The following is a 23,077-nucleotide window of genomic DNA, read 5'->3' as shown; positions in this document are numbered from 1 at the left end:
CCCCTCGCGGACACCGGCCTTCGGCCCGTCTCGCCCATGAGATCTGGAGCGAGGATCACGCCCCCTGTGTAGAATGTATCTACGTAGATGGGAACTACATAACTGGAGTCGGCCGTGGCAGTCGAAGCCTTCGTGGGCCGCAGCGTCGAGCTCGGTCTGCTGCGCAAGCGTCTGGACCGGATCAACGCCACCGGCTCCGGCGGGGCCGTCGCCATCAGAGGACGACGGCAGGTGGGCAAGTCACGTCTGGTCCAGGAGTTCTGCGACCGTGTCCGGATTCCCTACCTCTTCTTCACCGCGACGAAAGGCGCGTCGTCGCTCGAAGCGCTCGCCATGTTCCACACCGAACTGAGGGAGTCGGGACTCCCCCGCGACGAGTCGCTGCTCCCGCTGAGCGCCCCCACCAGTTGGCACGACGCCCTGCGGCTGCTCGCGACGGTGCTTCCGGAAACCCCCAGCATCGTCGTACTGGACGAACTGCCGTGGCTCGCGGAGCAGGACCCGGTGTTCGACGGCGCACTCCAGACGGCGTGGGACCGGCTGCTGTCCCGGCGTCCCGTGCTGCTCCTGCTGCTCGGCAGCGATCTGCACATGATGGAACGGCTCACCGCGTACGACCGTCCCTTCTACGGCCGCGCCGACAGTTTGGTCCTCGGACCGCTCAACCCCGCGGAAACCGGCGCCGCGCTGGGGCTGGACGCCCCGGACGCCATCGACGCCCACCTGGTGTCGGGGGGGCTGCCGGGCATTTTGCGAGCCTGGCCGCACGCCACCCCGCCTCTCGACTTCATCCGCGCGGAGTGCGCCGACCCGGCCTCTCCTCTCTTCGGTGTGCCGGAAACCGCCCTCATGGCCGAATTCCCGGCACCCGACCAGTCCCGCCGTGTGCTGGAGGCGATCGGAAGCGGGGACCGCACCCACGCCAACATCGCCGCCACCGCCGGCAGCCGGGACGGGGCTCTGCCGTCCGGTGTGCTCTCCCCGCTCCTCCGGCGGCTCTCCGAGGAGAAGCGGATGGTCGCCGTGGACAGCCCGCTGTCCACGAGGGCGGGGAAACCCGCCCTCCACCGGGTGGCCGACAGCAATATGCGGCTGTACCTGGCCGCGCTGCGCTCGGCTCAGCAGCTGACCCTGCGTGGCCGGCCGGACGCGGCGTTCGGTCTGGTGGCACGACGCTGGCCGGCATGGCGCGGCCGGGCCGTCGAACCGCTGGTCCGCGAATCGCTCGAACTCGCCGCGATGGACGATGATTTCCCGTGGCCCGGGACCGAGACGGTGGGAGGCTGGTGGAACCGTGCGTTCAGCCCGGAGGTCGATCTCGTCGGCGCCGACCGCGCGCCGGTGGCGCGCATCCTCTTCTTCGTCGGCTCCGTCAAATGGCTGAACACCCCCTTCGACGGTCATGACCTGGCCTCTTTGCGGCAGGGCGCCCCGCAGGTGCCGGGCTTCGACGCGACCACCTGCGGCTTGGCCGTCGCCACGCTCAGCGGCACGAAGGACCTCACCGGCGACGACGCGGTCGACCTCGTCTGGGGGCCGCGCGATGTGGTCTCCGCCTGGCCCGCGTGATCCCCGTACGGGATCCGGAACCCCTGATCGCTTCAGCACGGGCGGTCCCCGGTCTGGTTCGACGGCGAGCATCTGAGAGCGGTCCGGCCAGTGCGTGGTCCCGCCCCCCGGGGGCACAGCGGACGCCGTACGCCCCGGCCCGGCCGGATCCCGGAGGCAACCGCCGGACGCCGCACGGCGCACGGCGCACGGCGCACGTCCGCGCGCGAAGCGCGCCTTCCGCTTCCCTCGCGCTCCCCTCGCGCGGAGGCGCCCGGACCGGGACAATGTCCTCTCACCCGGAACCGACCGTGGAGGGGCGACGTATGCGGGAGAGCCACCGGGCCGAGGCCGAGCGGCTGTTGGCGCGCGCCGTGGACGAGGAGGTACGGCGCTCCGGCGGACGGACCGACGGGAGCGTGCTGTTGACGCGGGCGCGGGCCGCGCTGGACTCGATGGCGGCCGGGGCGAGCGAGGAGTACGCCGTCTACGTACGGGCCGTGGACGCGGCCGAGGCCGAGGACCGTCCGCTGTCCGAGCGCTTCACCAGGCAGTCGCTCGGAACTCCGGCCGTTGTCACGGCCGTTGCCGCCGCGGCGGCCGTCGGCGCCGATGTGGCGCTCGGGACGGCGACCGGCGTGGCGTTCGGCGCGGGCGCGGTGGTCGCCGCCGCCGGAGCGGCGGCCACCGTCGCCAAGGTGACCGCGTCCCACTGGCCGGCCGCCCACCAGCGGGCGGCCGCCGCAGGCCAGCCCGGCGGGACGGAACAGCTCAAGCTCCAGTGGCTGACGGCCCTGGAGGTACGGGGCATCCGACCGTTCCTCGACCAGCAGCGGCTCCTGACGTCCGCGACCCGGCGCCCGGCCAAGAAGCCGTCGGCCGTGCGTCCGCTCCGGGGCGCCGACCGCAGCGCGGCGGCCCGGCGGCGTACCGTGCTGGAGCAGTCGTTCGGCCATCTCCCCGAACCTCACGGGCCGTTCGCGGGCCGCCGCGCCGAACTGGCCCGGATCGCCCAGTGGGTGCACGCGGCCCGCGCGTCGACGGAGACGAAGCCGACGGTCGTGGTGCTGCACGGGGACCCGGGTTCGGGCCGTACGACCCTGGCCGTACGGGCGGCGCACCAGCTCAAGGACCAGTTCCGGGGCGCGTGCGTCGTCGATCTGCGCGGGGGCGGCGCCGCCGAGGTGCCGCTGTCGACACGGGAGGCGCTGCTGCACCTGCTGAACCGCCTCGGCGCGCCGCGCGAGCAGCTGCTGTTCCGCGAGGGCGCGTCGCCCGAGCAGCAGGTGCGGCGGCTGAGCGAGCTGTACCACCAGCACCTGACGGGGCTTCCGGTGACGGTCGTCCTGGACGACGCCGCCGACCCCGAGCAGGTACGGACGCTGCTCCCGGAGCGGTCGGACAGCCTGGTGCTGGTGACCGCGCGGGAGCCGCTCGACCTGCCCGAGGACCTGCCGGCGTGGGTGCACCGGCTGCCCGTGGAGGCACTGGACGGCGCGGGCGCGGAGGAACTGCTGCGGGCGGTGACGGACAGGGCGGTGACAGGCGCGGCTCAGGGGGCTCCCGCGGAGGCGAGGCCGGACGCGGCGACGGAGCCGGACGCGCCGATGGGGCCGGCGGGCACCACGGCCCCGGAGCCCGGGCCGTCGCCCGACCAGGTTCCCTACGACGCCCAGTCCACCGACCTCGTACGGGACCTGTGCGGCGGCCTGCCGCTCGCGCTCCGCATCGCGGGATCGTCGCTCGGCACGTCCCCCGGGGCGCGCAGCACGCACCAGCTCGCCACGGACCTCTCGGCGTACGGCCCGGTCCAGCCCGTCGAGCGCGCTCTGTGGCTGCGCTACACCGACCAGGGCGATCAGGCCCGCCGCCTGCTGCGCCGCCTGGCGCTCGCCGGCCGCGCCTCGCTCGGCGCGGCCGCGGCGGCGGCGCTGCTGGAGACCGACGAGCGGACGGCCGGGCGGCTGCTCGCGGAGCTTTCGCGGGCGGGCCTGATCGACCACGTACGGGCCAGCCGCTACCGGCTGCACGACGTCGTGCGGACCTTCGCGCAGGCCCGGTTGCGGGACGAGGAGGAGGCGGCGGAGCGGACGGCCGCGCAGGAACGGCTGATCCGCAACTACGGCGAACTGGCCGACTCCGTGATCCGGCTCGTCGACGGCAAGACCTCCACCCGCGCCGACCTGTTCAAGAGCGCGGCGGGCGCGCACGGCTTCACCTCGCTCGACTCGGCACTGCGCTGGCTGGACGAGGAGTCGAGCTTCATCACGGCCGCGCTGCGGCACGCGGAGGGCGTCGACCAGCAGACCGTCCTGAACCTGCTGGGCGCGCTGTGCGACTACTGCCTGCTGCGCGGCGACCTGTACCGGCTGGGCGAGATCAGCGAGTTGACGCAGGCGGTCGACCAGGGCCTGCTGGTGCGCTCGGTGCAGTGGCGTACGGGCATCGCGGCGCGCCAGCTCGGCGAGCTGGACAAGGCCCGTACGACGCTGACCTCGGTGGTCGACCTCTACCGGGAGGCGCAGCAGAACGCCGGCGCCGCCCGCGCGCTGTGTTCGCTGGGCATCACCCTGCACCACCAGGGCAACCTGACCGAGGCGTCGGCGAAGCTGCGCGAGGCGCTGGCGCTCCAGGCGCCGGAGGAGCTGGCGGGCGACCGGGGCTGGACGATGCACGCGCTGGCGGCGGTGGAACGGGACAGGGGCTCCCTCGCCGAGGCGCGGTCGCTGCTGTCGTCGGCGCTGGAGCTGCACCGGGAGAGCGAATCCGTGCACGGCGAGGCGTGGACGCACTTCCAGTTGGGCCAGCTGTACCTGCGGGCGGGGGACGCGGCGCGGGCGGAGGGCGAGCTGAGCGCGGCGCTGGAGCTGTACGGCAGGACGCGCGACGGCCGGGGCGAGGCATGGGCGACGACCCAGCTGGCCCGGGCCCGGCTGATGGACGGCGAGCCGGCCGAGGCGGCGGAGCAGCTGCGTGAGGCGCTGGCGCGGCACCGCGACAACGAGGACGCGCGCGGCGAGGCGTGGACGCTGTACTACCTGGGCCAGTCGCTGGAGGAGACCGGCGACCTGGACCAGGCGGTACGGGAGCTGGAGCGGGCGCGCACCATGTTCTCCCGGATGCGGGACGTGTACGGCCTGGCCTGCGCCCGGCACCACTCGGGCCGCGTCACCCGCGACCAGCGCGCGGAACGGACCGGCAACCTGCGCAACTCGGGCTTCGCCCGCCAGTTGCTGATGGACGCGCGCGCGGACTTCCGCCGCATCGGCGTCGCGCACGGCGAGGCGTGGACCTGCCTGGAGCTCGCCGTCATCGACGCGGGCAACAACCGCCCGGCCCAGGCGCTCCAGCTCTGCGACGAGGCGACGGCGCTCTTCACCTCGTACGGGGACGACCGGGGCGCCGACTGGTCCCGTTTCCTGCGCTGCACGCTGCTGCCGTACGCGTCGGCGGGCGGTACGGAGGTGGGCACGGTGGTGGCGGAGCAGGAACTCCTTGAACTGCTCGCCACGCCGGCCGTGGACCGGCGGGAGACCGGCGACCCCGCGCACGCGGCCCGCGACCCCAAGCTGTCCGAGAGCGCGGCGGCACTGTCGGTGATGCTGGCGCGCGGGGTCAGCCTGGAGGACGGCTGGCAGGCGTGGCAGCTGGGCATGGTCCCCGACCGACAGGCCCGGGACGTGCTGGGCGTGCCGGTGGAGGCTGCGCGGGCGTGAGCGCGAGGCGGGCGCGGCGCGGGCTGAGCATGGTACGAGCGCGGCGCGAGCCTGAGCGCGGCGCGTGCGTACGCGGGCACGCGGAGGCTGACGCCGGTACGGGCGTGAGCGCGTACCGACCCGGTCGCACCCGCGCCGTGGCGTGACGGCGCGGGCGTGCCGGCCGGCCTCACCTGCCGCCCTCATCTGCCGATTCCGGTCCCGGTTCCGGTCCCGGTTCCGGCGGAGGAGGGGGCGGCGTCACTCCGTGTCGCTCTGCCCCGGGGCGGGACCGGCGGCCTTGGCCGAGGGGGCCGCCGAGGCCGAGGACCGGGCGGCGGCCGGGGCCGGGGCCTCCTCGAAGTCGACCTTGCCCATGTGGCGGTTCATCGACTTCATCAGCAGCCACACACCTCCCGCCATCACCGCGAACACGACGAACCCGAGAGCTCCCGGGGTCACCTTGTCGGGGTCCAGCTCCTGGGCGAGCGGCAGTGCGTGGGCCATGGCCTGAGTCGCATACATATCAGGCATTGTCCCGGATGCCCGCGAAGAGGTCGTCCTCGGGGAGGGAGGTATCGACGAGCGACTTCGCCAGCTCGTACTCCTCCGTGGGCCAGACCTCCTGCTGGATCTCCATCGGCACCCGGAACCAGCCGCCGTCCGGGTCGATCTGCGTCGCGTGCGCGATCAGCGCCTTGTCACGGATCTCGTAGAAGTCGGCGCACGGCACGTGCGTGGTCAGCGTCCGCTCCGCCCGCTCGAACTCCTTCCAGCGCTCCAGCCACTCCCCGTACGGGGACTCCAGCCCGCGCGCGAGCAGGGCCTCGTGGAGCGCGACCGTGCGGGGCCGGTTGAAGCCCTGGTTGTAGTAGAGCTTCTGCGGCTGCCAGACCGGACCGAACTCGTCCTCCGGGTACTTCTCCTTGTCGCCCGCCCCCTCGAACGCCACCATCGAGATCTTGTGGGTCATGATGTGGTCGGGGTGCGGGTAGCCGCCGTTCTCGTCGTACGTCGTGATGACCTGCGGCCGGAACGAGCGAATGGAGCGGACCAGCCGGCCCGCCGCCTCGTCGATGTCCTCCAGGGCGAAGCAGCCCTGCGGCAGCGGCGGCAGCGGATCGCCCTCGGGCAGCCCGGAGTCGACGTAGCCCAGCCACTCCTGCTTGACGCCGAGGATCTCCCGGGCCTCGTCCATCTCCTTCTTGCGGACCTCGTGGATGTGCTCCTCGATATAGGGGTCACCCTGGAGCTTGGGGTTGAGGATGGAGCCGCGCTCGCCCCCCGTGCAGGTCACGACCAGCACGTCCACCCCCTCGGACACGTACTTGGCCATCGTGGCCGCGCCCTTGCTCGACTCGTCGTCGGGGTGGGCGTGCACGGCCATGAGTCGAAGCTGCTCAGTCAAGACTCGATCCTCAGTGATGTGTCGCATCGAACGGCTTCTATAGTGACGGATACCGAGGGACGGAAATTCCGGGCGCCCGAAACAGGCCGCACGGTTCCGGCCCGGCTCGAAGGGGTCCCGCCCGGCGACAGGGCCGCCCGACGAAGGGAACGATCATGGCCGTGATGCGCGAGCAGCTCCCCCCGGGCCGCTACGGCCGCACGGCGGACCGGGACGCGGACCGGAAGCTGAAGGCCCTGGGAGCGGTGCTCGGTGCCGCGCTGATCGCCCTGATCGCCTGGTTCGGCTATCACTACGTGGTCGCCCAGAGCGTCTCCGGCGAGCTCATCAAGTTCAAGCGGATTTCCGCGACCGAGGTCGAGGCCCATCTGGAGGTCCGCAAGGACCAGGACGCGAGCGGCAGCTGCACGCTGCGCTCCCTCGCCGAGAACGGCGCGGAGGTGGGCCGCAAGGACTTCCGATTCGGTCCGGGAGAGACGCGAATCGACCAGATCGTGACCGTACGGACGACGGAGAGCGCCACCAGCACCGAGCTGATGGGCTGCACGTCCGGCTGACGCCCGGCCGACACCTGCGGAATCCTCGGCCCGTACGCTTCTGACCTGCGGCGACGCGCCGTCGATCGGTTTTGTTCTCCCTCTTCCGCCGCACAATTGTTAGGCTCGTGGTTTCGCCCACCCGAGAAGGAACATCCTTCTGGGTAGGGCGTTGCTTTGTATTCCCGGTACCTACGAGGAGCACCTGTGACCCAGACCAGCGACAACGTCACCTGGCTCACCCAGGAGGCGTACAACCAGCTCAAGGCCGAGCTGGAGTATCTGTCTGGTCCCGCGCGACAGGAGATCTCTCTGAAGATCGCGGCCGCTCGCGAAGAGGGCGACCTGCGCGAGAACGGCGGATACCACGCGGCCAAGGAAGAGCAGGGCAAGCAAGAGCTCCGAGTGCGCCAGCTCACCCAGCTCCTGGAGAACGCGAAGGTCGGCGAGGCCCCCAGCGCGAACGGCGTGGTGGCTCCCGGGATGGTCGTCACGATCGCGTTCGACGGCGACGAGGACGACACCCTGGAATTCCTGCTCGCCTCGCGCGAGTACGCCAGCTCGGACATCGAGACGTACTCACCTCAGTCCCCGCTGGGCGACGGGGTGAACGGCAAGAAGATCGGCGAGGACGCGGAGTACGAACTGCCGAACGGCAGGACGGCCACCGTGAAGATCCTCGACGCCAAGCCGTACCAAGGCTGAACCACTCCAGCATCGAACGCCCGATCGAACAGGCCGGTCCGCCGCCGCACGGACCGGCCTCTCGTCATGCTCGCCGGAGTGATTCCGGCGAGCCGTCACCGCGTCAGCCCAGGATCGTGTAGCCCGCCTCGCGCAGCGCCGCCGCGACCTGGGCGCAGTGGGCGGGGCCCTTCGTCTCCAGGTGCAGTTCGACATCCGCCTCCGTCAGTCCGAGGCGCGGATCGGTCCGTACGTGACTGATGTCGAGGACGTTGGCGTCGGCCGCCGAGAGCGCCTGGAGCAGCGTCGCGAGCGCCCCGGGACGGTCGGTCAGGCGCAGCCGCAGGCTCAGATAGCGCCCGCCCGCCGCCATACCGTGCCGCAGGATGCGCTGCATGAGCACCGGGTCCACATTGCCGCCCGACAGCACCGCGACCACCGGTCCCTTGAAGGCACCGGGGTCGCTCAGCAGCGCGGCCACCGGGCTGGCCCCGGCCGGCTCCACGACCAGTTTCGCCCGTTCCAGGCAGAGCAGCAGGGCGCTGGACAGTTCGTCCTCGGTGACCGTGCGCACCTCGTCCACCAGCTCCTGGACCAGCTGGAACGGTACGTCCCCGGGGCGGCCCACCTTGATCCCGTCGGCCATGGTCTGCGGCTCGGCGACCACGAGGGGCCGGCCCGCCGCCAGTGAGGGCGGATACGCGGCGGCGCCCTCCGCCTGCACCCCGACCACCCGCACGTCGGGCCGTACGGCCTTGACGGCCAGCGCGAGGCCCGCGATCAGCCCGCCGCCGCCGACCCCGACGACCACGGTCCGCACCTCCGGGCACTGCTCCAGGATCTCCAGGCCGACCGTGCCCTGTCCGGCGATGATGTCCGGGTGGTCGAAGGGGTGGATGAAGACGGCGCCGGTGTCGTGCGCGTACTCCTGCGCGGCGGCGAGGGTCTCGTCCACGACCTGGCCGTGCAGCCGGACGTCGGCGCCGTAGTCGCGCGTGGCGGCGACCTTGGGCAGGGGCGCGCCGACCGGCATGAAGACCGTGGACCGCACGCCGAGCAGGGTCGACGCGAGGGCGACACCCTGTGCGTGGTTCCCGGCACTGGCGGCCACGACCCCGGCGGCGCGCTCCTCGGGAGAGAGCCCCGCGATCCGCACGTACGCGCCGCGCAGCTTGAAGCTGCCCGTCCGCTGGAGGTTCTCGCACTTGAGGTGGACGGGGGAGCCGACGAGCCCGGTCAGGTATCTGCTCCCCTCCATCGCGGTCATCCGCGCCACTCCGGAGAGCATCTTCTGCGCGCCACGGATGTCGTCGAGGATCAGAGGGCGCGTGGGGCGGGATGTACCGAAGCTCATGGTGGCAAGTCTCGCAGTTCCGGCGCGGAGGGCAGCCCGGAGCGGGGTGAGCGGCGGGCGGGGGACGGGAGGCCGACCGAGGGGCGGGCGGCGAGCGCGGGGGCGGGCGGACCGGGCAAAGCGGGCGGATCCGGGGCGGTCGCCCGTGGACGTCCGCCGTCACCTGTTCGTCGTTCGTTCGTCCTTCGTACGCGGCTGGTACGGGTGGGGGCAGGGCCGCGTACCCTTGCCCCCACCAACCGACCCCCGCACGAGAGAGCCCCCAGCCATGCCCCCCATTCAGGACATGACTTCCGCTGCGTCGGCCTCCCGCGAGACGGCATCCTCGGCGGAACCGACCCCCGAGGCCACGCCCCCGGAGACGGCCTCCCCGGAGACGGCGGCCCCGGCCTCGGGGACGCCGGCCCCGGACACGTCCGCCGCCCCCTTCGCGGACGCCGGACTCCTCGATGCCCTCCAGCACCAGGTGGCCGTCTTCGCCCGGCGGGCCGAACAGACCCGGCTCGGTGGCGTCGGGCAGGTCCGCAACTCGATGGACCGCGCCGCGTACCTCCTGCTCAACCGGCTCGACCAGGAGGGCCCCATGGGCGTCAAGGCGCTGGCCGCCGGGATGGGCATCGACTCCTCGACCGTCACCCGCCAGGTCGCCCCGCTGGTCGACACGGGCCTGGTCATGCGCACCTCGCACCCCGAGGACGGCCGCGCGGTCGTCCTGGAGCTGTCGGTGCGCGGGCTCGCCCGGCTGGAAGAGGTCCGCTCGTCGCGGCGCGAGCTGATGGCACAGGTGACGGAGGGCTGGACGGAGGAGGAGCGGGACGCGTTCACGACGCTGCTCACCCGCTTCAACGGGGCGCTGGCGGCCCGGGCGGCGAGGCTGCCGGGAGCGGAGCAGGAGGCGCCCGGGGAGGCCGGTGCCGGAGAGAGCCGCGGCCGGTAGGGCGGATCCGGATCCGTCCCGTCCCCGTCCAGGTCCCGTCCAGGGCGGGCCCGGGTGGCCGGGCGAGGCGCCCGGCCACAGGAGGCCCTCTTGACCACGGTGCCCCCGTCGTCCTGATATGAGGTCGTGCGAGAGCGGCGGGCGGCTCTGGACCGCCGGCGGGCCCGGGAGTTCGAGGCATTCGCGGCGGGCGCGACCGGCCGGCTGCTGCATGTGGCCGGACTCCTCACGGGCGAGCCGCCGGGCGCCGCCCCACGTGCGGAACGGCTGCTGGTCGCGGCGCTGGCCCGTACGTACGCGGAATGGGAAAGGCCCGCGGACGACGACCCGTACGACCGCACTCGCGGGGAACTGGTCCGCCGCTTCGCCGCCACCGCCTGGCACACCCGTCGGCGCCGCCCGGCCACGGGCGTCCTGGCCGGCCTGGGCCCGCAGGAGCGGCTGGTGCTGGTGCTGCGCCTGTACGAGGGCCTGCCCGAGGAACAGACGGCCGCGTTGACCGGCCTTCCCGCGGAACGGGTGCACGCGGTCTACGCACGGGCGCTGGCCCGGGGCTACGCGACGGCCCGCCGGACCGGTGTGACGCGGGCCGGGCGCGGGGCCGGGAGCGGGTCCGGGCGCGACGGCGGAGATGGGGGCCCGGCAGCGGACAGGGCCGCGGAAAGGGCGGGCGACCGCTCGCCCCCGGCGCCGGAGCCGTCGCCGCGCGCGACTCCGTGCGGCACCCGCCCGGGCTCCGCGCCCGCGCGCCCGTCACCCGCCGCCGAACGAATCGACGCCACCGCGCGGCCCGACACCACCGCGCGGCCCGACGGACGGGGCGGCCCGTGAGCGGCGCGAACCGGAAAGAAGTGGTGCTCCGCGGCCTGCTGGAGCCTACCCTCCCGGTGTCCCTCCCGCCCGGCCTCGTCCCCCGGGCCACCGCCCGCGGCGTACGCCTCCGTCGCGGGCGCCGGGCCGCTCGGGCCGCGCTGTGGACGGTGCTGGCCACGGCGGCGGTGCTGTTCGCGGTCTGGGCCTGGGCGGTGCACCCGTGGGCGGTGCCGCCCACGGACCTGACGCCGCCGCTGGAGGGCTGGTAGACGGCCCGCCGCACCGTCCCGCGCCCCGGCACGGTGGCGCGTCCCCCACGGTGACGCGTGCCGGCCCGGTCCCCCGTCCGGCACGGTTCTCTGCCCGGCGCGGTCCTTCAGCCCAGCGCGCGCCGGAGGTCCGCCAGCAGGTCCTCCGCCGACTCGATCCCCACCGACAGCCGTACCAGGTCCGCCGGCACCTCCAGCGCCGACCCCGCCGCCGACGCGTGCGTCATGCGCCCCGGGTGTTCGATCAGGGACTCCACCCCGCCCAGGGACTCGCCCAGCGTGAACAGCTCGGCCCGGTCGCAGACCGCGACCGCCGCCTCCTCACCGTCCGCGACCTGGAAGGAGACCATCCCGCCGAACGCCTTCATCTGCTTGGCGGCCACCTCGTGGCCCGGGTGGTCGGGCAGGCCCGGGTAGAGGACCTTCGAGACGCGCGGGTGCTCCGTGAGCATCTCCGCGATCCGGGTCGCGTTCTCGCTGTGCCGGTCCATGCGGACAGCGAGCGTCTTGATGCCCCGCAGCACCAGCCACGCGTCGAAAGGCCCGGCGACCGCGCCCATCGCGTTCTGGTGGAAGGCGAGTTCGTCCGCCAGCTCGACGTCGTTCACGATCAGCGCGCCGCCGACGACGTCGGAGTGCCCGCCCATGTACTTCGTCGTGGAGTGGACGACGACGTCCGCGCCGAGCGCGAGCGGCTGCTGGAGGTAGGGGCTGGCGAAGGTGTTGTCGACGACGAGCCGCACCCCGGCCGCACGCGCGACACCGGCGAGGGCGGCGATGTCGGTGATGCCGAGGAGCGGGTTCGAGGGCGTCTCGACCCAGATCGCCTTCGTACGGGGGGTGAGCGCGGCCCGGACCGCCTCCGGGTCGGAGGTGTCCGCGACCGACCACTCCACGCCCCACCGCGAGACGACCTTGGCGAAGAGCCGGAACGTACCGCCGTACGCGTCGTCCGGGATGACCACGTGGTCGCCGGGCGCCAGCAGCGCACGCAGCAGGCAGTCCTCCGCCGCCAGCCCCGAGGCGAAGGCGAGCCCGCGCCGGCCGCCCTCCAGTGCGGCGAGGTTCTCCTCCAGGGCGGTACGGGTGGGGTTCGCGCTGCGGCTGTACTCGTAGCCCCCGCGCAGTCCGCCCACCCCGTCCTGCTTGTAGGTGGACACCTGGTAGATGGGGGGTACGACCGCGCCGGTGAGGGGGTCGGCGGTGTTGCCCGCGTGGATGGCGAGCGTTTCGAAGTGCCGGGGCTCGGCGCTGTCGCGCTGACCTCCGTGACGCTGACCGCCGTGGTTCTGCTCGCTGTTGCGCTGCTCGCTGTTGTGCTGCTGGCTCATGGGTCCCGAGCGTAGCGCCGAGAGGGCGCCCGCCGTGGCGGCCCGTCGCGGCGCGCGCCGGGCCCGCATCCGGGTCCGTACTCCGTCCGGGACAATGGGGCCATGGAGATTCTCTGGTTCCTGATCGCCATGGGCCTGCTGGCCGCGGTCGTCGTCCCGTACGTCCGACGTCGCCGTGGCGGAATTCGCCTGGTCGCCCCCGGTTCACCGTATGCCGCCGATCCGGCCGCGTACGGCTTCGCACGCCAGGAGGAGCTGGACGTCCGGCTGCCCGGCCCCGACCAGGATCTCCTCGACGTGCTCGATCTCGTCCAGCGCACTCAGGACTGGCGGGCCGCCTCGCAGCTGCTCGCCGGTACCGAGAAGGAGGGGGAGGTGCGCTGGCAGCGGGTGCAGGCGTTCGCCGGGGCGGCGTCGCTGGAGCTCCAGGAGCGGCCCCCGCACCAGGGAGGCGAGGGACACGAGGGACGGGTCGACCTGCGCAAGGGGCAGCACGAGGGGCCGTACGAGGAGCCTCGGGCGGAGGCGGCGGCCGGACGGCCGGCGGGCGGCGCCTGGCTGCGGGCCTGGCGGTCGGAGGCGCCCGAGGACCCGGGTTGCGCGGCGGTGTACGCGGAGTTCCTGGTCCAGCAGGCCTGGCGGTCCTCGTCCAGCGGTACGGACGAGTTCCGGATCATCCTGGAGGAGGCCCGTACGGTCTGCGGGGAAGCGGCGCTGGCGGCGCCGGGCGACCCCGTGCCGTACATCATCGAACTGGCCGTGGCCCGGGGACTCGGCTACTCCCACGAGCAGTTCGACCAGCTGTGGGCGAACGTGATCGACCGCGCGCCGGCGCACATGGGGGCGCATCTGGCCGCGCTGCACTACTGGTGCGAGAAGTGGCACGGCTCGCGCCAGGAGGCCGAGCGGTTCGCGACGGCGGCCGCGGCCCGCGCCCCACAGGGCTCGCTGCTGGCGGCGCTGCCCCTGTTCGCGCTGTTCGAGCACCTGCCCGAGGTCAATCTCGTGCGCGGCTTCTACGAGGGCGAGACGGTCACGAAGGCGGTGGAGGGCGCGCTCTACGCGGTGCACGCCGCGCGCCCGGACGACCCGATGCTCGCGCACGTACGGCACCTGCTGGTGCTGTTCCTGGTCCGGAGCGAGCGCTGGGCGGAGGCGATGAACCAGATCGTGCGGGTGGACGGCCATGTCGGGGCGCTGCCGTGGACGCACGACGGCGATCCGGCGGCCGAGTACGCGGTGTACCGCGCGCTGGCGGTGGCGGGGTACGAGGCGAACGGCGGGAGCCCGGCGACGCTGCCGCAGTGACCCACGCCCCCGAGGCGGGGCGGGAGACCGAAGCCGGGGGCCGGGAGCCGGACGCCTGAACGCCGGGCACCCGGGCGCGGGGCCGCCCTGGACACCGGGCACCCGGGACGGGCGTGGGAACGCGACGCGCCGGGACACAGATGTGCGGGCGGCGACGAGCCGGGACACGGGCGGTGGGCGCGACGGGCGGAAACGCGCCGAGCGGAATGTCCCGGCGACCTCGCGCGTTGTCCGGGCAGGCCCGAAAGCCGCCGAGGAGACGTCGAGGAGACCGCCCCCATGTTCCTGTCCCGCCGCACCCCCGAGCTCCCCACCCCCGAGCAGGCGCTCCGGGGCCGTCCCGAGCCGTCCTTCACCGTCCCCTCCCGTCACACGGTCCTCGGCAACCCCCTGGTCGGCCCGTACCCGGACGGCCTGGAGGTCGCGGACTTCGGGCTCGGCTGTTTCTGGGGCGCGGAGCGTACGTTCTGGCAGCGGGAGGGCGTGTGGACGACCCTGGTCGGCTACCAGGGCGGCTCCACGCCGAACCCGACCTACGAGGAGGTCTGCTCGGGCCTGACGGGTCACACGGAGGCGGTCCGCGTCGTCTTCGACCCGAAGACGGTTTCGTACGCCGAGCTGCTGAAGCTGTTCTGGGAGTCCCACAACCCGACCCAGGGCTTCCGCCAGGGCAACGACGTGGGCACGCAGTACCGCTCGGCCGTCTACACCCACTCCCCCGCCCAGGCGGCGGCGGCCGAGGCCTCCCGCGCCGCGTACCAGCGGGTCCTCACGGGTTCGGGCTACGGCACGATCACGACGGAGATCCTCCCGGCGGACGGCCGCGAGTTCTACCCGGCGGAGGACTACCACCAGCAGTACCTGGACAAGAACCCGGCGGGCTACTGCGGCCTGGGCGGCACGGGCGTCTCCTGCCCGATCGGCGTGGCCCCGGCCGGGGAGTAGTCCGAGCCCTCCACAGCGCCGGGGACGCCCCATTCGGGTGATCACCGCCCGAATCGGCGGACAATCTCCAAGTCACCTCGTGCCGCGCGCCGCTTGACGCCCGTGCCTGGGAGACTCGACCCCGAAGACCAGGTGATCGCCCCACCCGGAACGACTCAACAGCGACTGCCCCGGCCGATGGGCACTGTGCGACCGCGTTCGCTCAGCCGTCGCACACCCCGTACGCGCCCGACTTGACCCTCCCGAGCCAGGACACCGCCGACGCACCGGCGAACACCAGGACACCCGCCTGCGGATTCTTGCTGTCCCGGAACGCGATGCCCCCGTCCGGCAGGAGCGCGGCCTCGACGCAGTCGCCGCCGCCGCCGCCGTTGCTGCCGCCGGAGAAGCTGCTCTTGCGCCACGTCAGCTCCGCCAGCGGGTCCGTCTCCGACATCGCCTTCTGCCCCCGGTCTCATGCGTACGACTCCATCGCCTCAGCGATGACCTCCCTCGAGTCTGCGCACGAAAGCGCCAGCTCAGTGAGGATGCCGAACCTCAGCGTCCATGAGCGGACCTGCTCGCGGTCCTCGATGTAGACCATACCCGCCGGCCCTTCGGTGTAGCCGATGTCGGGAATGGGCTCCGGCAACGAGAGCACAGCGAAGGGGCCTTCGAGGCCTGGACTTCCGCCAGCGTTTCGAGGCAGAACCTGAATGGTCACAGCCGGCCCTTGCGCGACTTCGAGAAGCTTTCGCAGCTGTGCGCGCATGATGGCCGCGTTGCCGATGACACGCTCCAGGGCTGCCTGGTCGATGATGAAGTGCGTACGCGGCGGAGCATCCTTGGCCAGTACATGCTGGCGCATCATCCGGGCCGTAACGCGACGTTCGAGTTCTTCGGAGCCGAAGGCGCCCGGCGATACGGCATTCATCGCCGCGCGGGCGTAATCAGCGGTCTGCAACAGTCCGTGCAACAACTGAGGTTGAAAGTCACGGAGGTCCACCAGGCCGCTCTCGATGCTGAGGAGCTGCTTGACCGCGTCCGGCAGTTCATCGGCGAAGCTGACCCACCATCCCTGCTCCGCAGATGCGGCGGACAACTGCACCAAACTGCTGCGGAGGTCACTGTCGGTGACGCCGTACGCGTCCAGGAGCTGTTCGACCTCCCGTGGCTTGACGCGGTGAACTCGTGTCTCGATGCGGGAGAGTTTCGCCGGGGACCAACGCCCCGCCCCCTCCTTGAGCTTGCCGACCGCCTGCTCCTGCGTGAATCCCGCCTGTTCACGCAGGCTCTTGAGGGAGTCGGCGAGCTGCCAGCGTCGCACCACCGACGATCCGCCGTACTGGCTCAACGTCATTACCGCCTCTCACTCTTGCGCCCGTTCCGGGCCGCGGACAGGTGACCCCTACGGAGTAAAAATGAAAGACCCACTTTTTCCGCATCATCCATTCCCATAGCGTCACGGACAGAAGCCGCCTGGTCACACAAAGCGGGAGGACATGATGTCAGTCGAACCAACCGGAGCCGCCTCGCCCGCCGCCCCTCCACCGCTCACCCGGGACGAATACCGCACCCTCACAGATGAGTTGGTCGCCGACACCGCGCCCCGGCTCTTCGCCGTCGTCCAGTCGTACGAGCCCGAGGGGTGCCCCGTCGAGGACGCGGACGCGAGGGTCGCCGCGTGGGGGGATGGCGTTCGACGGGTACGCGGAGGTCGTGAGCGTCTGCGGCGGCACCCGGATGAGCGTGCGCTCGCCGGAACGCGCCGCCGGAAGGTTCGGGTGGGGGACGGAGGTCAGCGCGCGCGTGGTGTGGGTGCCCGGCCCGGACGGCGTTGCGGGGGCGGGTGGTTGAGCCTGCGACGTCGAGCATGTGCAGCGACGGAAAAGGGTTTGACGCTCGTCGGCGTCCGCCGGTCGGATGACGTGCCATGAACGCAGGGCAGATGCACCCCGGCACGCACCCCATCGACGACGGCCTCGTACGACGACTGGTCGCCGGGCAGTTCCCGCAGTGGGCGGAACTGGCGATCCAGCGTTTTCCGTCCGGCGGCACGGTCAACGCCATGTACCGGCTGGGCGATGACATGGTCGTACGGCTGCCGCTGGTGCGGGGCGGGGCCGACGACGTGTCGTTGGAGCGGACATGGCTGCCCCGGCTCGCGCGCCACCTGCCCACGCCCGTGCCCGAGGTGCTCGGGGACGGAAGGCCCGCCGAGGGATACCCGTGGCCCTGGTCGGTGTACCGGTGGCTGGCGGGGGACAATCCCGAAGCGGGAGCCCTGAGCGCGCCGGTGCCGCTGGCCGAGGATCTGGCCGGGTTCGTGGCGGCCATGCGAAGCATCACTCTGCCGGGCGCGCCGCGGGCCCACCGCGGCGGGCCGGTCGCCTCGCTCGACGCGGACACCCGGGCGGCGATCGAGGAACTGCGGGGAATCCCGCAGGAGGACGTCGACTGCGACGGCGCCACCGCCGTATGGGAGGAGGCGCTGCGGGCCCCGGTCTGGGACGGGCCGCCGGTATGGCTGCACGGCGATCTCATGCCCGGCAACCTGCTGGTGAACGGTGGCAGGCTGACCGCGGTCATCGACTTCGGGTGCCTGGGGACGGGCGATCCGGCCTGCGATCTGTTCCCCGCGTGGAATCTGCTGCCTGCCGATGCGAGGGAAGTCTTCCGCGAGGCGCTGGGCGTGGACGACGCGACCTGGGTCCGCGGCCGGGGACGGACGCTCTCGCAGGCGCTGGTCGCCCTGCCGTACTACCGGAACACGAACCCGGCGATGGCGCACAACGCCCGGCACGTGATCCGAGCGGTGCCGGCAGAGGTCTGAGACCGGCGCATCACCTCACGTGCTGCCCGCGGGGCAAGCCGCTCCGCCTCGTCCGGACAGCGCCCGGCAAACCGGCGAGCGCCGGGGCGGCTCCTGTCCGACGGCGCCCGCACCCACCTCCTCGGAGTGAGACCGCGCGCCCATGACCCCCGCGGCACGGCACGCCAGAATAGCAATCTAATTGCTAAACTGTCCCCATGGTGGAAAGGGAGACAGCAGCACCAGGAATCGGCGAAGGGCCTGCCAAGGCCATAAGCGTGTCCCTGCCCGAAGGGACAGTGCTGGCACTGCGCGAAGTGGCTGGGCGCCGTGGTATTTCCGCGCTGATCGCCACCGCTGTTGAGGAACACCTCCGTAACCAGGCAACGGCGTCGTACCTCGCCGAGTACGAAAACGAGCATGGAGACCTCACAGGGAGCGAGATGCAAGCCGCTGCCGGCGTCTGGGCGCGGGCGGAGCAACGGGAGAACCAGTGGCGCGCCGCCGGATAGCAGGTAGCGGGGGGACGCTCATCCTGGACAGCCAGGGCCTCTCCCTGTATCTGGAACAGGATCGCAGCGTTCTCGCACTGGTTCGCGCCGCACTGGAGCGCGGCGCGAACCGGGTGGTCAGCGGAGCAACGCTCATCGAAGCGCACCACTCAGGCATCAAATCGGCGCGCTGGCACTTTGTACTGTCCCAACTCGACATCAAGCCACTGAGCGTCGAGTGGTCGAAAGAGGCGGCAGACCTGCTGACGCGAGCTGGTCTGCACGGGCACAAGTACGCCATCGACGCCATAGTGGCGGTCACGGCCATACACCAGCCCGGGCCCGTTGTGATACTGACCTCTGACGTTGATGACATGGCCAAGCTTTGCGGGGAACGGGTCACGCTCGTCGCCGTTTGAGGTTCTCTTCCGACCGAACTCGACGGGCTACCGCGGTCGGGCGGCGCGGGCGCCTCCCGGGCTGCGCGTCCGAGACGCCGGGGCCGACCGTTCGCCCGGGGACTCCGCGCCGTTGTCCGGCACCCGGCGCAGTTCGAGCGGGGTCTTGTCGGAGTCTTTTGCGTCAGGCGTTGCGTTGAGTGCGTGGTCGGACCCGACAGGGAGCAGCACGCCACACCGCCCGGCCCCGGCCCGTAACCGTGAGCCGCGCCCCGCACCGGCTAGCCGGCCCGCCCCTCCCGCCCCCACGGCCGCAACTTCTCCGGGTTGCGGACCGCCCAGATCCGGGTGACGCGGCCGTCGACGACATCGAACGAGGCCACGGTCAGTACGGTGCCGGCCCGCCGGGCCACCAGACCCGGCGCACCGTTGACCGACCGCTCCAGGAGTTCGAGCCCCGGAGTCCTGCCGGCGATGGCGACCATGTACTGGGCCGCCCTCGATCGGACGCAGGACGGTATCGGCCATGCCGCCGCCGTCGGCGGTCATCACGGCGGCCGGGTCGAGGAGGTCGACGAGGGCCGCGATGTCCCTGGCCTCCCACGCCTCTTTGGCCTGCCGCACCGCGTCGGCCCGAAAGTCAATCGATCCTGATCGGTAATCGATGGCAATCGATCGCCAGTGTGCTGCTGGCCTGCTTTCGCCCGTGGCGCGCCGACCGCGCGCTCTGCCCTCGGCGAATCTGCTCCCGGCCGAGATTTCCGACACCGACGGCGGGGCGGGGCAAGGGTGGAGGGGACCGCGGCGACGGGCGCCGCGCCACTTCGGGAGGTCCGATGTCACCACTGTTCACCGGCCAGGGGCCCGCCCCGGCCCCCCGCGCCGCGGAGGGCGACACGCCCGCGACCCGGTTCGACGACCACCTCGCCGCGCAGCTCCTCACGCAGCGGATCGTGCTGCTCGGCACGCAGGTGGACGACGTGTCGGCGAACCGGGTCTGCGCGCAGATGCTGCTCCTGTCCGCCGAGGACCCGCGGACCGACATCAGCCTGTACATCAACAGCCCCGGCGGCTCCGTGACCGCGGGGCTGGCCATCTACGACACGATGCGGCTGATCCCGAACGACGTGTCCACGCTGGCCATGGGGTTCGCCGCCAGCATGGGCCAGTTCCTGCTGACCGTCGGCACGGCGGGCAAGCGCTTCGCGCTGCCGAACGCCCGGATCATGATGCACCAGCCGTCCTCCGGCATCGGCGGCACCGCCGCCGACATCGCCATCCAGGCCGAGAACCTCGAGTTCACCAAGAAGGCCATCGAACGGATCACCGCCGAGCACACCGGCCAGACCGAGGAGACGATCTCGCGCGACGGCGACCGCGACCGGTGGTTCACGGCCGCGCAGGCCAAGGCGTACGGGATGGTCGATCACGTGGTCGAGTCGCTGGAGGACGTGCGGCCGGCCGGGCGGCCGCGGAAGGTGGGGCTCTGACATGGGGCAGTACACGATCCCGACGGTCGTGGAGCGCACACCGCAGGGGGAACGGGCGTACGACATCTACAGCCGGCTGCTGTCCGAGCGGCTCATCTTCCTGGGCACGGAGATCGACGACGGCGTGGCCAACGTCGTCATCGCCCAGCTGCTCCACCTGGAGTCGTCGAGTCCGGAGCGCGAGATCGCGATCTACATCAACTCACCCGGCGGCTCGTACACCTCGCTCATGGCGATCTACGACACGATGACCTTCGTCCGGGCGCCGATATCGACGTACTGCGTCGGGCAGGCGGCCTCGACCGCGGCGGTGCTGCTGGCGGGTGGCGATCCCGGGCGGCGGTTCGTCCTCGACCACGCCCGGGTGCTGCTGGGACAGCCGGCGAGCGGCGGCCGGCGGGGAACGGTGTCCGACCTCACGCTCGAGGCCAAAGAGATGATGCGGATCCGCTCCCAGGTGGAGGAGGTGCTGTCCCGGCACACGCACCACGACGTGGCGACGCTGCGCGAACACATGGACCGGGACCGCGTGTTCACGGCCCGGGAGGCCGTGGCGTACGGGCTGGCCGACGAGGTGCTCGGCCGCCGGGCCGTCAGCGTCTGACGCCGCCGTCACCGCTACCCGTAGGTACGGGACGTCCTGACCACAGGCGCCGTGCCGCACGCACTGCCTGACGCGCGGTCTGGCGTACTGCCCGCCACGCTGTCTGACGTCCTGGCGGTACGGGCCCCTCCCCACGCGGCACGACGCTCAGGCGGCGAGGCAGAGCCCGTCGTGCCGCGAGGTGGTCGCCCGGTGGCTCCCGGCGCGTTCGGGGGACGGCTCGACGACGGACGTGGCCCTCGACGCGGGCGCCTCCGCCTCGGCCTCCGCCCCCGCCTCCGGGTGCCCCCGGTCGTGGCCGCCGGGACGCCGCCCGGCCGCCCCGCCCGGCGCGACGTCACCGCGGTCACGCCTCGCCCGTCGGGCCCCGACCAACTCCCCCTGTGCCAGGGAGAGCAGCTCGGCCAGCCCGAGCCCCAGGGCGCGAGCGGCGGCCGCGAGGACCTCCGACGAGGCTTCCTTGCGACCGCGCTCCAACTCGGAGAGGTACGGCATCGAGATCCGCGCCGCCTCGGCCACGTCCTTGAGCGTCCGCTCCTGAGCAAGCCGCTCACGGCGCAACACCGCACCCACGACATGCCGCCACAGAGGCTCCCGCCCCACCGGCTGCCGCACACCGGGCCGCCGCGCAGGGGACTCGGGCGCCGCGGGAACCGGGCGCAACGGAATGACGCGGGCTTGCTTCGGCGCGTGGCTGCTCACCGCTCCAGAGTATGAGGCCCACCCCGGGACCGGCCCCGAGCGGCGTTCCGCCCCCGGCGAAATCGCGCGGCGGCGGGATGTCAGTGGCCCGTCCTACGGTTGACGCCATGGCACTGACCGACATCAGCAGGTCCGAAGTCCTGAGCGCTGTCGAGGAGTACAACCACCTCGGACGCGACGCGTTCTTGTCTCGCTATGGCTTCAGGCCCGCCGTGACCTACATGCTCGCGATAGACGGGCGGCAGTACGACTCGAAGGCGATCGTCGGCGCGGCTCACGGTTGCCTTCCGGGTCAGGCACCGCTGGCCCCCTCAGAGTTCTCCGGCGGCCGAGACCACGCAGCCAAGCTGCTGGGGCGGCTGGGCTTCGAGGTCGTCCACCTCGCAGCGCCGGACGCGACCACGGAGGCGCTCGTCGACCGCGTCTGGAAGCTGCGCGTCAATCACGCGGAGTCAGGGCCTCGCTTGTATCAGCCCATCGCGCTCCTGTGGGCCATCGGCCGGGCCTTCCGCGGCGAACCGCGCGTACTTCCCTGGGACGAGACCAGCGCGGCGCTGAACCAGTTGCTGATGCACCATGGCCAGCGCGGCGAAGTGGCGCGTCCTCACTATCCCGTCGCGTCGTTGTACCACTCTGGTCTCTGGTCGCTTCAGGGACATACAGGGAGCGTCCCACTCGCCCATGACAACTCAGGACCCCGCCGGTGGTTCGCCGAGCACCGCCCTGCCGGCGGTCTCGCGGCGCCCGTCCACAAGCTCGTGCGCGACTCGGGCGAGGCTCGGGTCAAGATGATGGAGGCGATCGTCGGCCGGTTCTTCGGTGGGCTGGACGAGATACCGCTGCTGGAGGAGGTGGGCCTGCATGTGGAGTCGGTGACCGACGATGCGACGGGCAGCGTGCCGGCCACCGCTACCGCCATCGACGGTCCATCGGCTGCGGGCAGGCCGCCTGGGGACGGGACCGCCGACGGCAAGGACCGGGGCAGGGGCAGCACTGCCGACATGTCGCCGATGCTCATGGATCCCGTGGCTCGGGCGGCGCAGTACGAGAAAATGTGCACACTCGTCGCCCTACGCGAGGAGTTCGTTCGCGGCCGGCGGCGGGAGCGGGTGGTTCGGGACCCCGTGCGGTCGGGGTGGGCCCGGAAGGCTGTACTCCTTCGCAGCGAGGGGCTGTGCGAGAACCCGAAATGCACCGGACAGCCGGACGATGTCACGGATGGCGGCAAGCCGATACTGGAAGTCGACCACATCGTGGAGATAGCGCGCGGTGGACCCGACCACCCGAGCCAGATGATCGCTCTCTGCCCCAACTGCCATGCGGTGAAGACGAGAGGACGGACCCGATACGAACTGAGCGCGATCTTCCTCCGTGTCGCGCGCGAGCGGCACATGTCAACTGTGACGGAGCCGGAGAGTCACAAATGCTGAGGTCATGGACGAGCCTGGCCGGAACACCATCGGCCTGTCGAACGCCAACCGGACGTCGGTCCACGGCTCTTCGACACGGTCGGTCCACATCCGACGTCATGAGCGGCTTGTAAGTCGGTGGGGCCCGAGCATCGAAGTTTGGCGTCGCCGCGCTGCCGGTACGCAACGCGGCACACACGAGATCGCGGCAGCATCGGCACACCCTCCACATAACACTGTTACAGCATCCCAGTGATCCGTGTTCTAGCGTGGCACCCCTGCCGGTACACGTGGCCGCGTGGCCGGGATACGAGGGGCGGGTGCGCCCGGTACGAGCGGCCTGGGACGCACTCTCCGCCACGCT

Annotated in this window: 20 protein-coding genes and 3 pseudogenes; 15 read left to right on the top strand and 8 right to left on the bottom strand. The window is 72.1% G+C overall.

All coding sequences use genetic code 11. The features are described 5' to 3' along the window. The first annotated feature begins 114 nt into the window (after positions 1-114). Together ACU6P3_RS21820 and ACU6P3_RS21815 are read left to right on the top strand one after the other, a co-directional pair. Positions 115-1,569 (top strand): AAA family ATPase, encoded by a 1,455-nt coding sequence (locus tag ACU6P3_RS21820; RefSeq protein ID WP_447193742.1) that lies wholly within the window; start codon positions 115-117, stop codon positions 1,567-1,569. 305 nt (positions 1,570-1,874) lie between these two features. Continuing rightward, positions 1,875-5,264, top strand: a complete 3,390-nt coding sequence (locus ACU6P3_RS21815) for a tetratricopeptide repeat protein (protein ID WP_447193741.1) — start codon at positions 1,875-1,877, stop codon at positions 5,262-5,264. A gap of 240 nt (positions 5,265-5,504) precedes the next feature. Here ACU6P3_RS21815 and ACU6P3_RS21810 read toward each other — a convergent pair whose 3' ends face one another. Continuing rightward, positions 5,505-5,768, bottom strand: a complete 264-nt coding sequence (locus ACU6P3_RS21810; RefSeq protein ID WP_447193740.1) for a hypothetical protein — start codon at positions 5,766-5,768, stop codon at positions 5,505-5,507. A 1-nt stretch (position 5,769) separates the two neighbouring features. Then, positions 5,770-6,651 carry a mycothiol conjugate amidase Mca gene (mca, locus tag ACU6P3_RS21805; protein ID WP_037803615.1) on the bottom strand — a complete coding sequence of 294 codons (882 nt, stop codon included), beginning with the start codon at positions 6,649-6,651 and terminating at the stop codon, positions 5,770-5,772. A gap of 155 nt (positions 6,652-6,806) precedes the next feature. Between mca and ACU6P3_RS21800 the strand changes: the two genes are divergently transcribed. Beyond that, positions 6,807-7,208, top strand: coding sequence for a DUF4307 domain-containing protein (locus ACU6P3_RS21800; protein ID WP_447193739.1), 402 nt, complete (start codon positions 6,807-6,809; stop codon positions 7,206-7,208). A 186-nt stretch (positions 7,209-7,394) separates the two neighbouring features. Further along, the gene (gene greA / locus ACU6P3_RS21795; protein WP_030750073.1) at positions 7,395-7,892 is read left to right on the top strand and encodes a transcription elongation factor GreA; all 498 of its coding nucleotides are present in this window, start codon (positions 7,395-7,397) and stop codon (positions 7,890-7,892) included. Positions 7,893-7,995: 103 nt separating this feature from the next. Here greA and ilvA read toward each other — a convergent pair whose 3' ends face one another. Continuing rightward, on the bottom strand, positions 7,996-9,225 hold the full coding sequence (ilvA, locus tag ACU6P3_RS21790) for a threonine ammonia-lyase (RefSeq protein ID WP_447193738.1): 1,230 nt from the start codon (positions 9,223-9,225) through the stop codon (positions 7,996-7,998). Between the two features lie 466 nt (positions 9,226-9,691). On the opposite strand from ilvA, the gene ACU6P3_RS21785 reads away from it, so the two are divergent. From ACU6P3_RS21785 to ACU6P3_RS21775, 3 genes and pseudogenes are all read left to right on the top strand, one after another. Further along, positions 9,692-10,162 (top strand): MarR family winged helix-turn-helix transcriptional regulator, encoded by a 471-nt coding sequence (locus ACU6P3_RS21785; RefSeq protein ID WP_447198012.1) that lies wholly within the window; start codon positions 9,692-9,694, stop codon positions 10,160-10,162. A gap of 126 nt (positions 10,163-10,288) precedes the next feature. Further along, a pseudogene (locus ACU6P3_RS21780) lies at positions 10,289-10,711 on the top strand (sigma factor-like helix-turn-helix DNA-binding protein); the annotation flags it as partial. A gap of 278 nt (positions 10,712-10,989) precedes the next feature. Beyond that, complete coding sequence (locus tag ACU6P3_RS21775) at positions 10,990-11,244, top strand: hypothetical protein (protein ID WP_447193737.1); 255 nt, start codon at positions 10,990-10,992, stop codon at positions 11,242-11,244. 107 nt (positions 11,245-11,351) lie between these two features. Here ACU6P3_RS21775 and ACU6P3_RS21770 read toward each other — a convergent pair whose 3' ends face one another. Beyond that, the gene (locus ACU6P3_RS21770) at positions 11,352-12,575 is read right to left on the bottom strand and encodes a cystathionine gamma-synthase (RefSeq protein WP_447193736.1); all 1,224 of its coding nucleotides are present in this window, start codon (positions 12,573-12,575) and stop codon (positions 11,352-11,354) included. Between the two features lie 102 nt (positions 12,576-12,677). Here ACU6P3_RS21770 and ACU6P3_RS21765 point away from each other — a divergent pair, with 102 nt between their 5' ends. Together ACU6P3_RS21765 and msrA are read left to right on the top strand one after the other, a co-directional pair. Further along, a complete protein-coding gene (locus ACU6P3_RS21765) occupies positions 12,678-13,883 on the top strand; it encodes a hypothetical protein (RefSeq protein ID WP_447193735.1) in 1,206 nt (401 codons plus the stop codon). Between the two features lie 279 nt (positions 13,884-14,162). After that, on the top strand, positions 14,163-14,828 hold the full coding sequence (gene msrA, locus ACU6P3_RS21760; RefSeq protein WP_447193734.1) for a peptide-methionine (S)-S-oxide reductase MsrA: 666 nt from the start codon (positions 14,163-14,165) through the stop codon (positions 14,826-14,828). Between the two features lie 202 nt (positions 14,829-15,030). Here msrA and ACU6P3_RS21755 read toward each other — a convergent pair whose 3' ends face one another. Further along, positions 15,031-15,264, bottom strand: coding sequence for a DUF397 domain-containing protein (locus ACU6P3_RS21755; protein WP_447193733.1), 234 nt, complete (start codon positions 15,262-15,264; stop codon positions 15,031-15,033). Positions 15,265-15,282: 18 nt separating this feature from the next. Then, positions 15,283-16,167, bottom strand: a complete 885-nt coding sequence (locus ACU6P3_RS21750) for a helix-turn-helix domain-containing protein (protein ID WP_447193732.1) — start codon at positions 16,165-16,167, stop codon at positions 15,283-15,285. 573 nt (positions 16,168-16,740) lie between these two features. Here ACU6P3_RS21750 and ACU6P3_RS21745 point away from each other — a divergent pair. The 3 genes from ACU6P3_RS21745 (at position 16,741) to ACU6P3_RS21735 (ending at position 18,529) form a co-directional block, all read left to right on the top strand. Continuing rightward, complete coding sequence (locus tag ACU6P3_RS21745; RefSeq protein WP_447193731.1) at positions 16,741-17,640, top strand: aminoglycoside phosphotransferase family protein; 900 nt, start codon at positions 16,741-16,743, stop codon at positions 17,638-17,640. A gap of 197 nt (positions 17,641-17,837) precedes the next feature. After that, a complete protein-coding gene (locus ACU6P3_RS21740) occupies positions 17,838-18,131 on the top strand; it encodes a fibroblast growth factor (protein WP_447193730.1) in 294 nt (97 codons plus the stop codon). Continuing rightward, a complete protein-coding gene (locus ACU6P3_RS21735) occupies positions 18,113-18,529 on the top strand; it encodes a Rossmann-fold NAD(P)-binding domain-containing protein (RefSeq protein WP_447193729.1) in 417 nt (138 codons plus the stop codon). Before ACU6P3_RS21740 ends, ACU6P3_RS21735 begins: the two co-directional genes overlap by 19 nt. Positions 18,530-18,789: 260 nt before the next feature. Here the strand turns inward: ACU6P3_RS21735 and ACU6P3_RS21730 are convergent. Continuing rightward, positions 18,790-19,144, bottom strand: a pseudogene (locus ACU6P3_RS21730) (sigma-70 family RNA polymerase sigma factor family protein); the annotation flags it as partial. Positions 19,145-19,344: 200 nt separating this feature from the next. Here ACU6P3_RS21730 and ACU6P3_RS21725 point away from each other — a divergent pair. Further along, positions 19,345-19,998, top strand: a complete 654-nt coding sequence (locus ACU6P3_RS21725; protein ID WP_447193728.1) for a ClpP family protease — start codon at positions 19,345-19,347, stop codon at positions 19,996-19,998. A gap of 1 nt (position 19,999) precedes the next feature. Next, a complete protein-coding gene (locus tag ACU6P3_RS21720) occupies positions 20,000-20,602 on the top strand; it encodes a ClpP family protease (RefSeq protein WP_447193727.1) in 603 nt (200 codons plus the stop codon). A 327-nt stretch (positions 20,603-20,929) separates the two neighbouring features. On the opposite strand, the pseudogene ACU6P3_RS21715 reads toward ACU6P3_RS21720, so the two are convergent. Next, positions 20,930-21,304 (bottom strand): annotated as a pseudogene (locus ACU6P3_RS21715) (helix-turn-helix domain-containing protein); the annotation flags it as partial. A gap of 107 nt (positions 21,305-21,411) precedes the next feature. Here ACU6P3_RS21715 and ACU6P3_RS21710 point away from each other — a divergent pair. Then, the gene (locus ACU6P3_RS21710; protein ID WP_447193726.1) at positions 21,412-22,734 is read left to right on the top strand and encodes an HNH endonuclease signature motif containing protein; all 1,323 of its coding nucleotides are present in this window, start codon (positions 21,412-21,414) and stop codon (positions 22,732-22,734) included. Positions 22,735-23,077 lie beyond the last annotated feature (343 nt).

The organism is Streptomyces hebeiensis (assembly GCF_052983195.1).
Note: the sequence above shows the minus strand (reverse complement) of the source record. Positions and strands in the feature narration are given on the sequence as shown.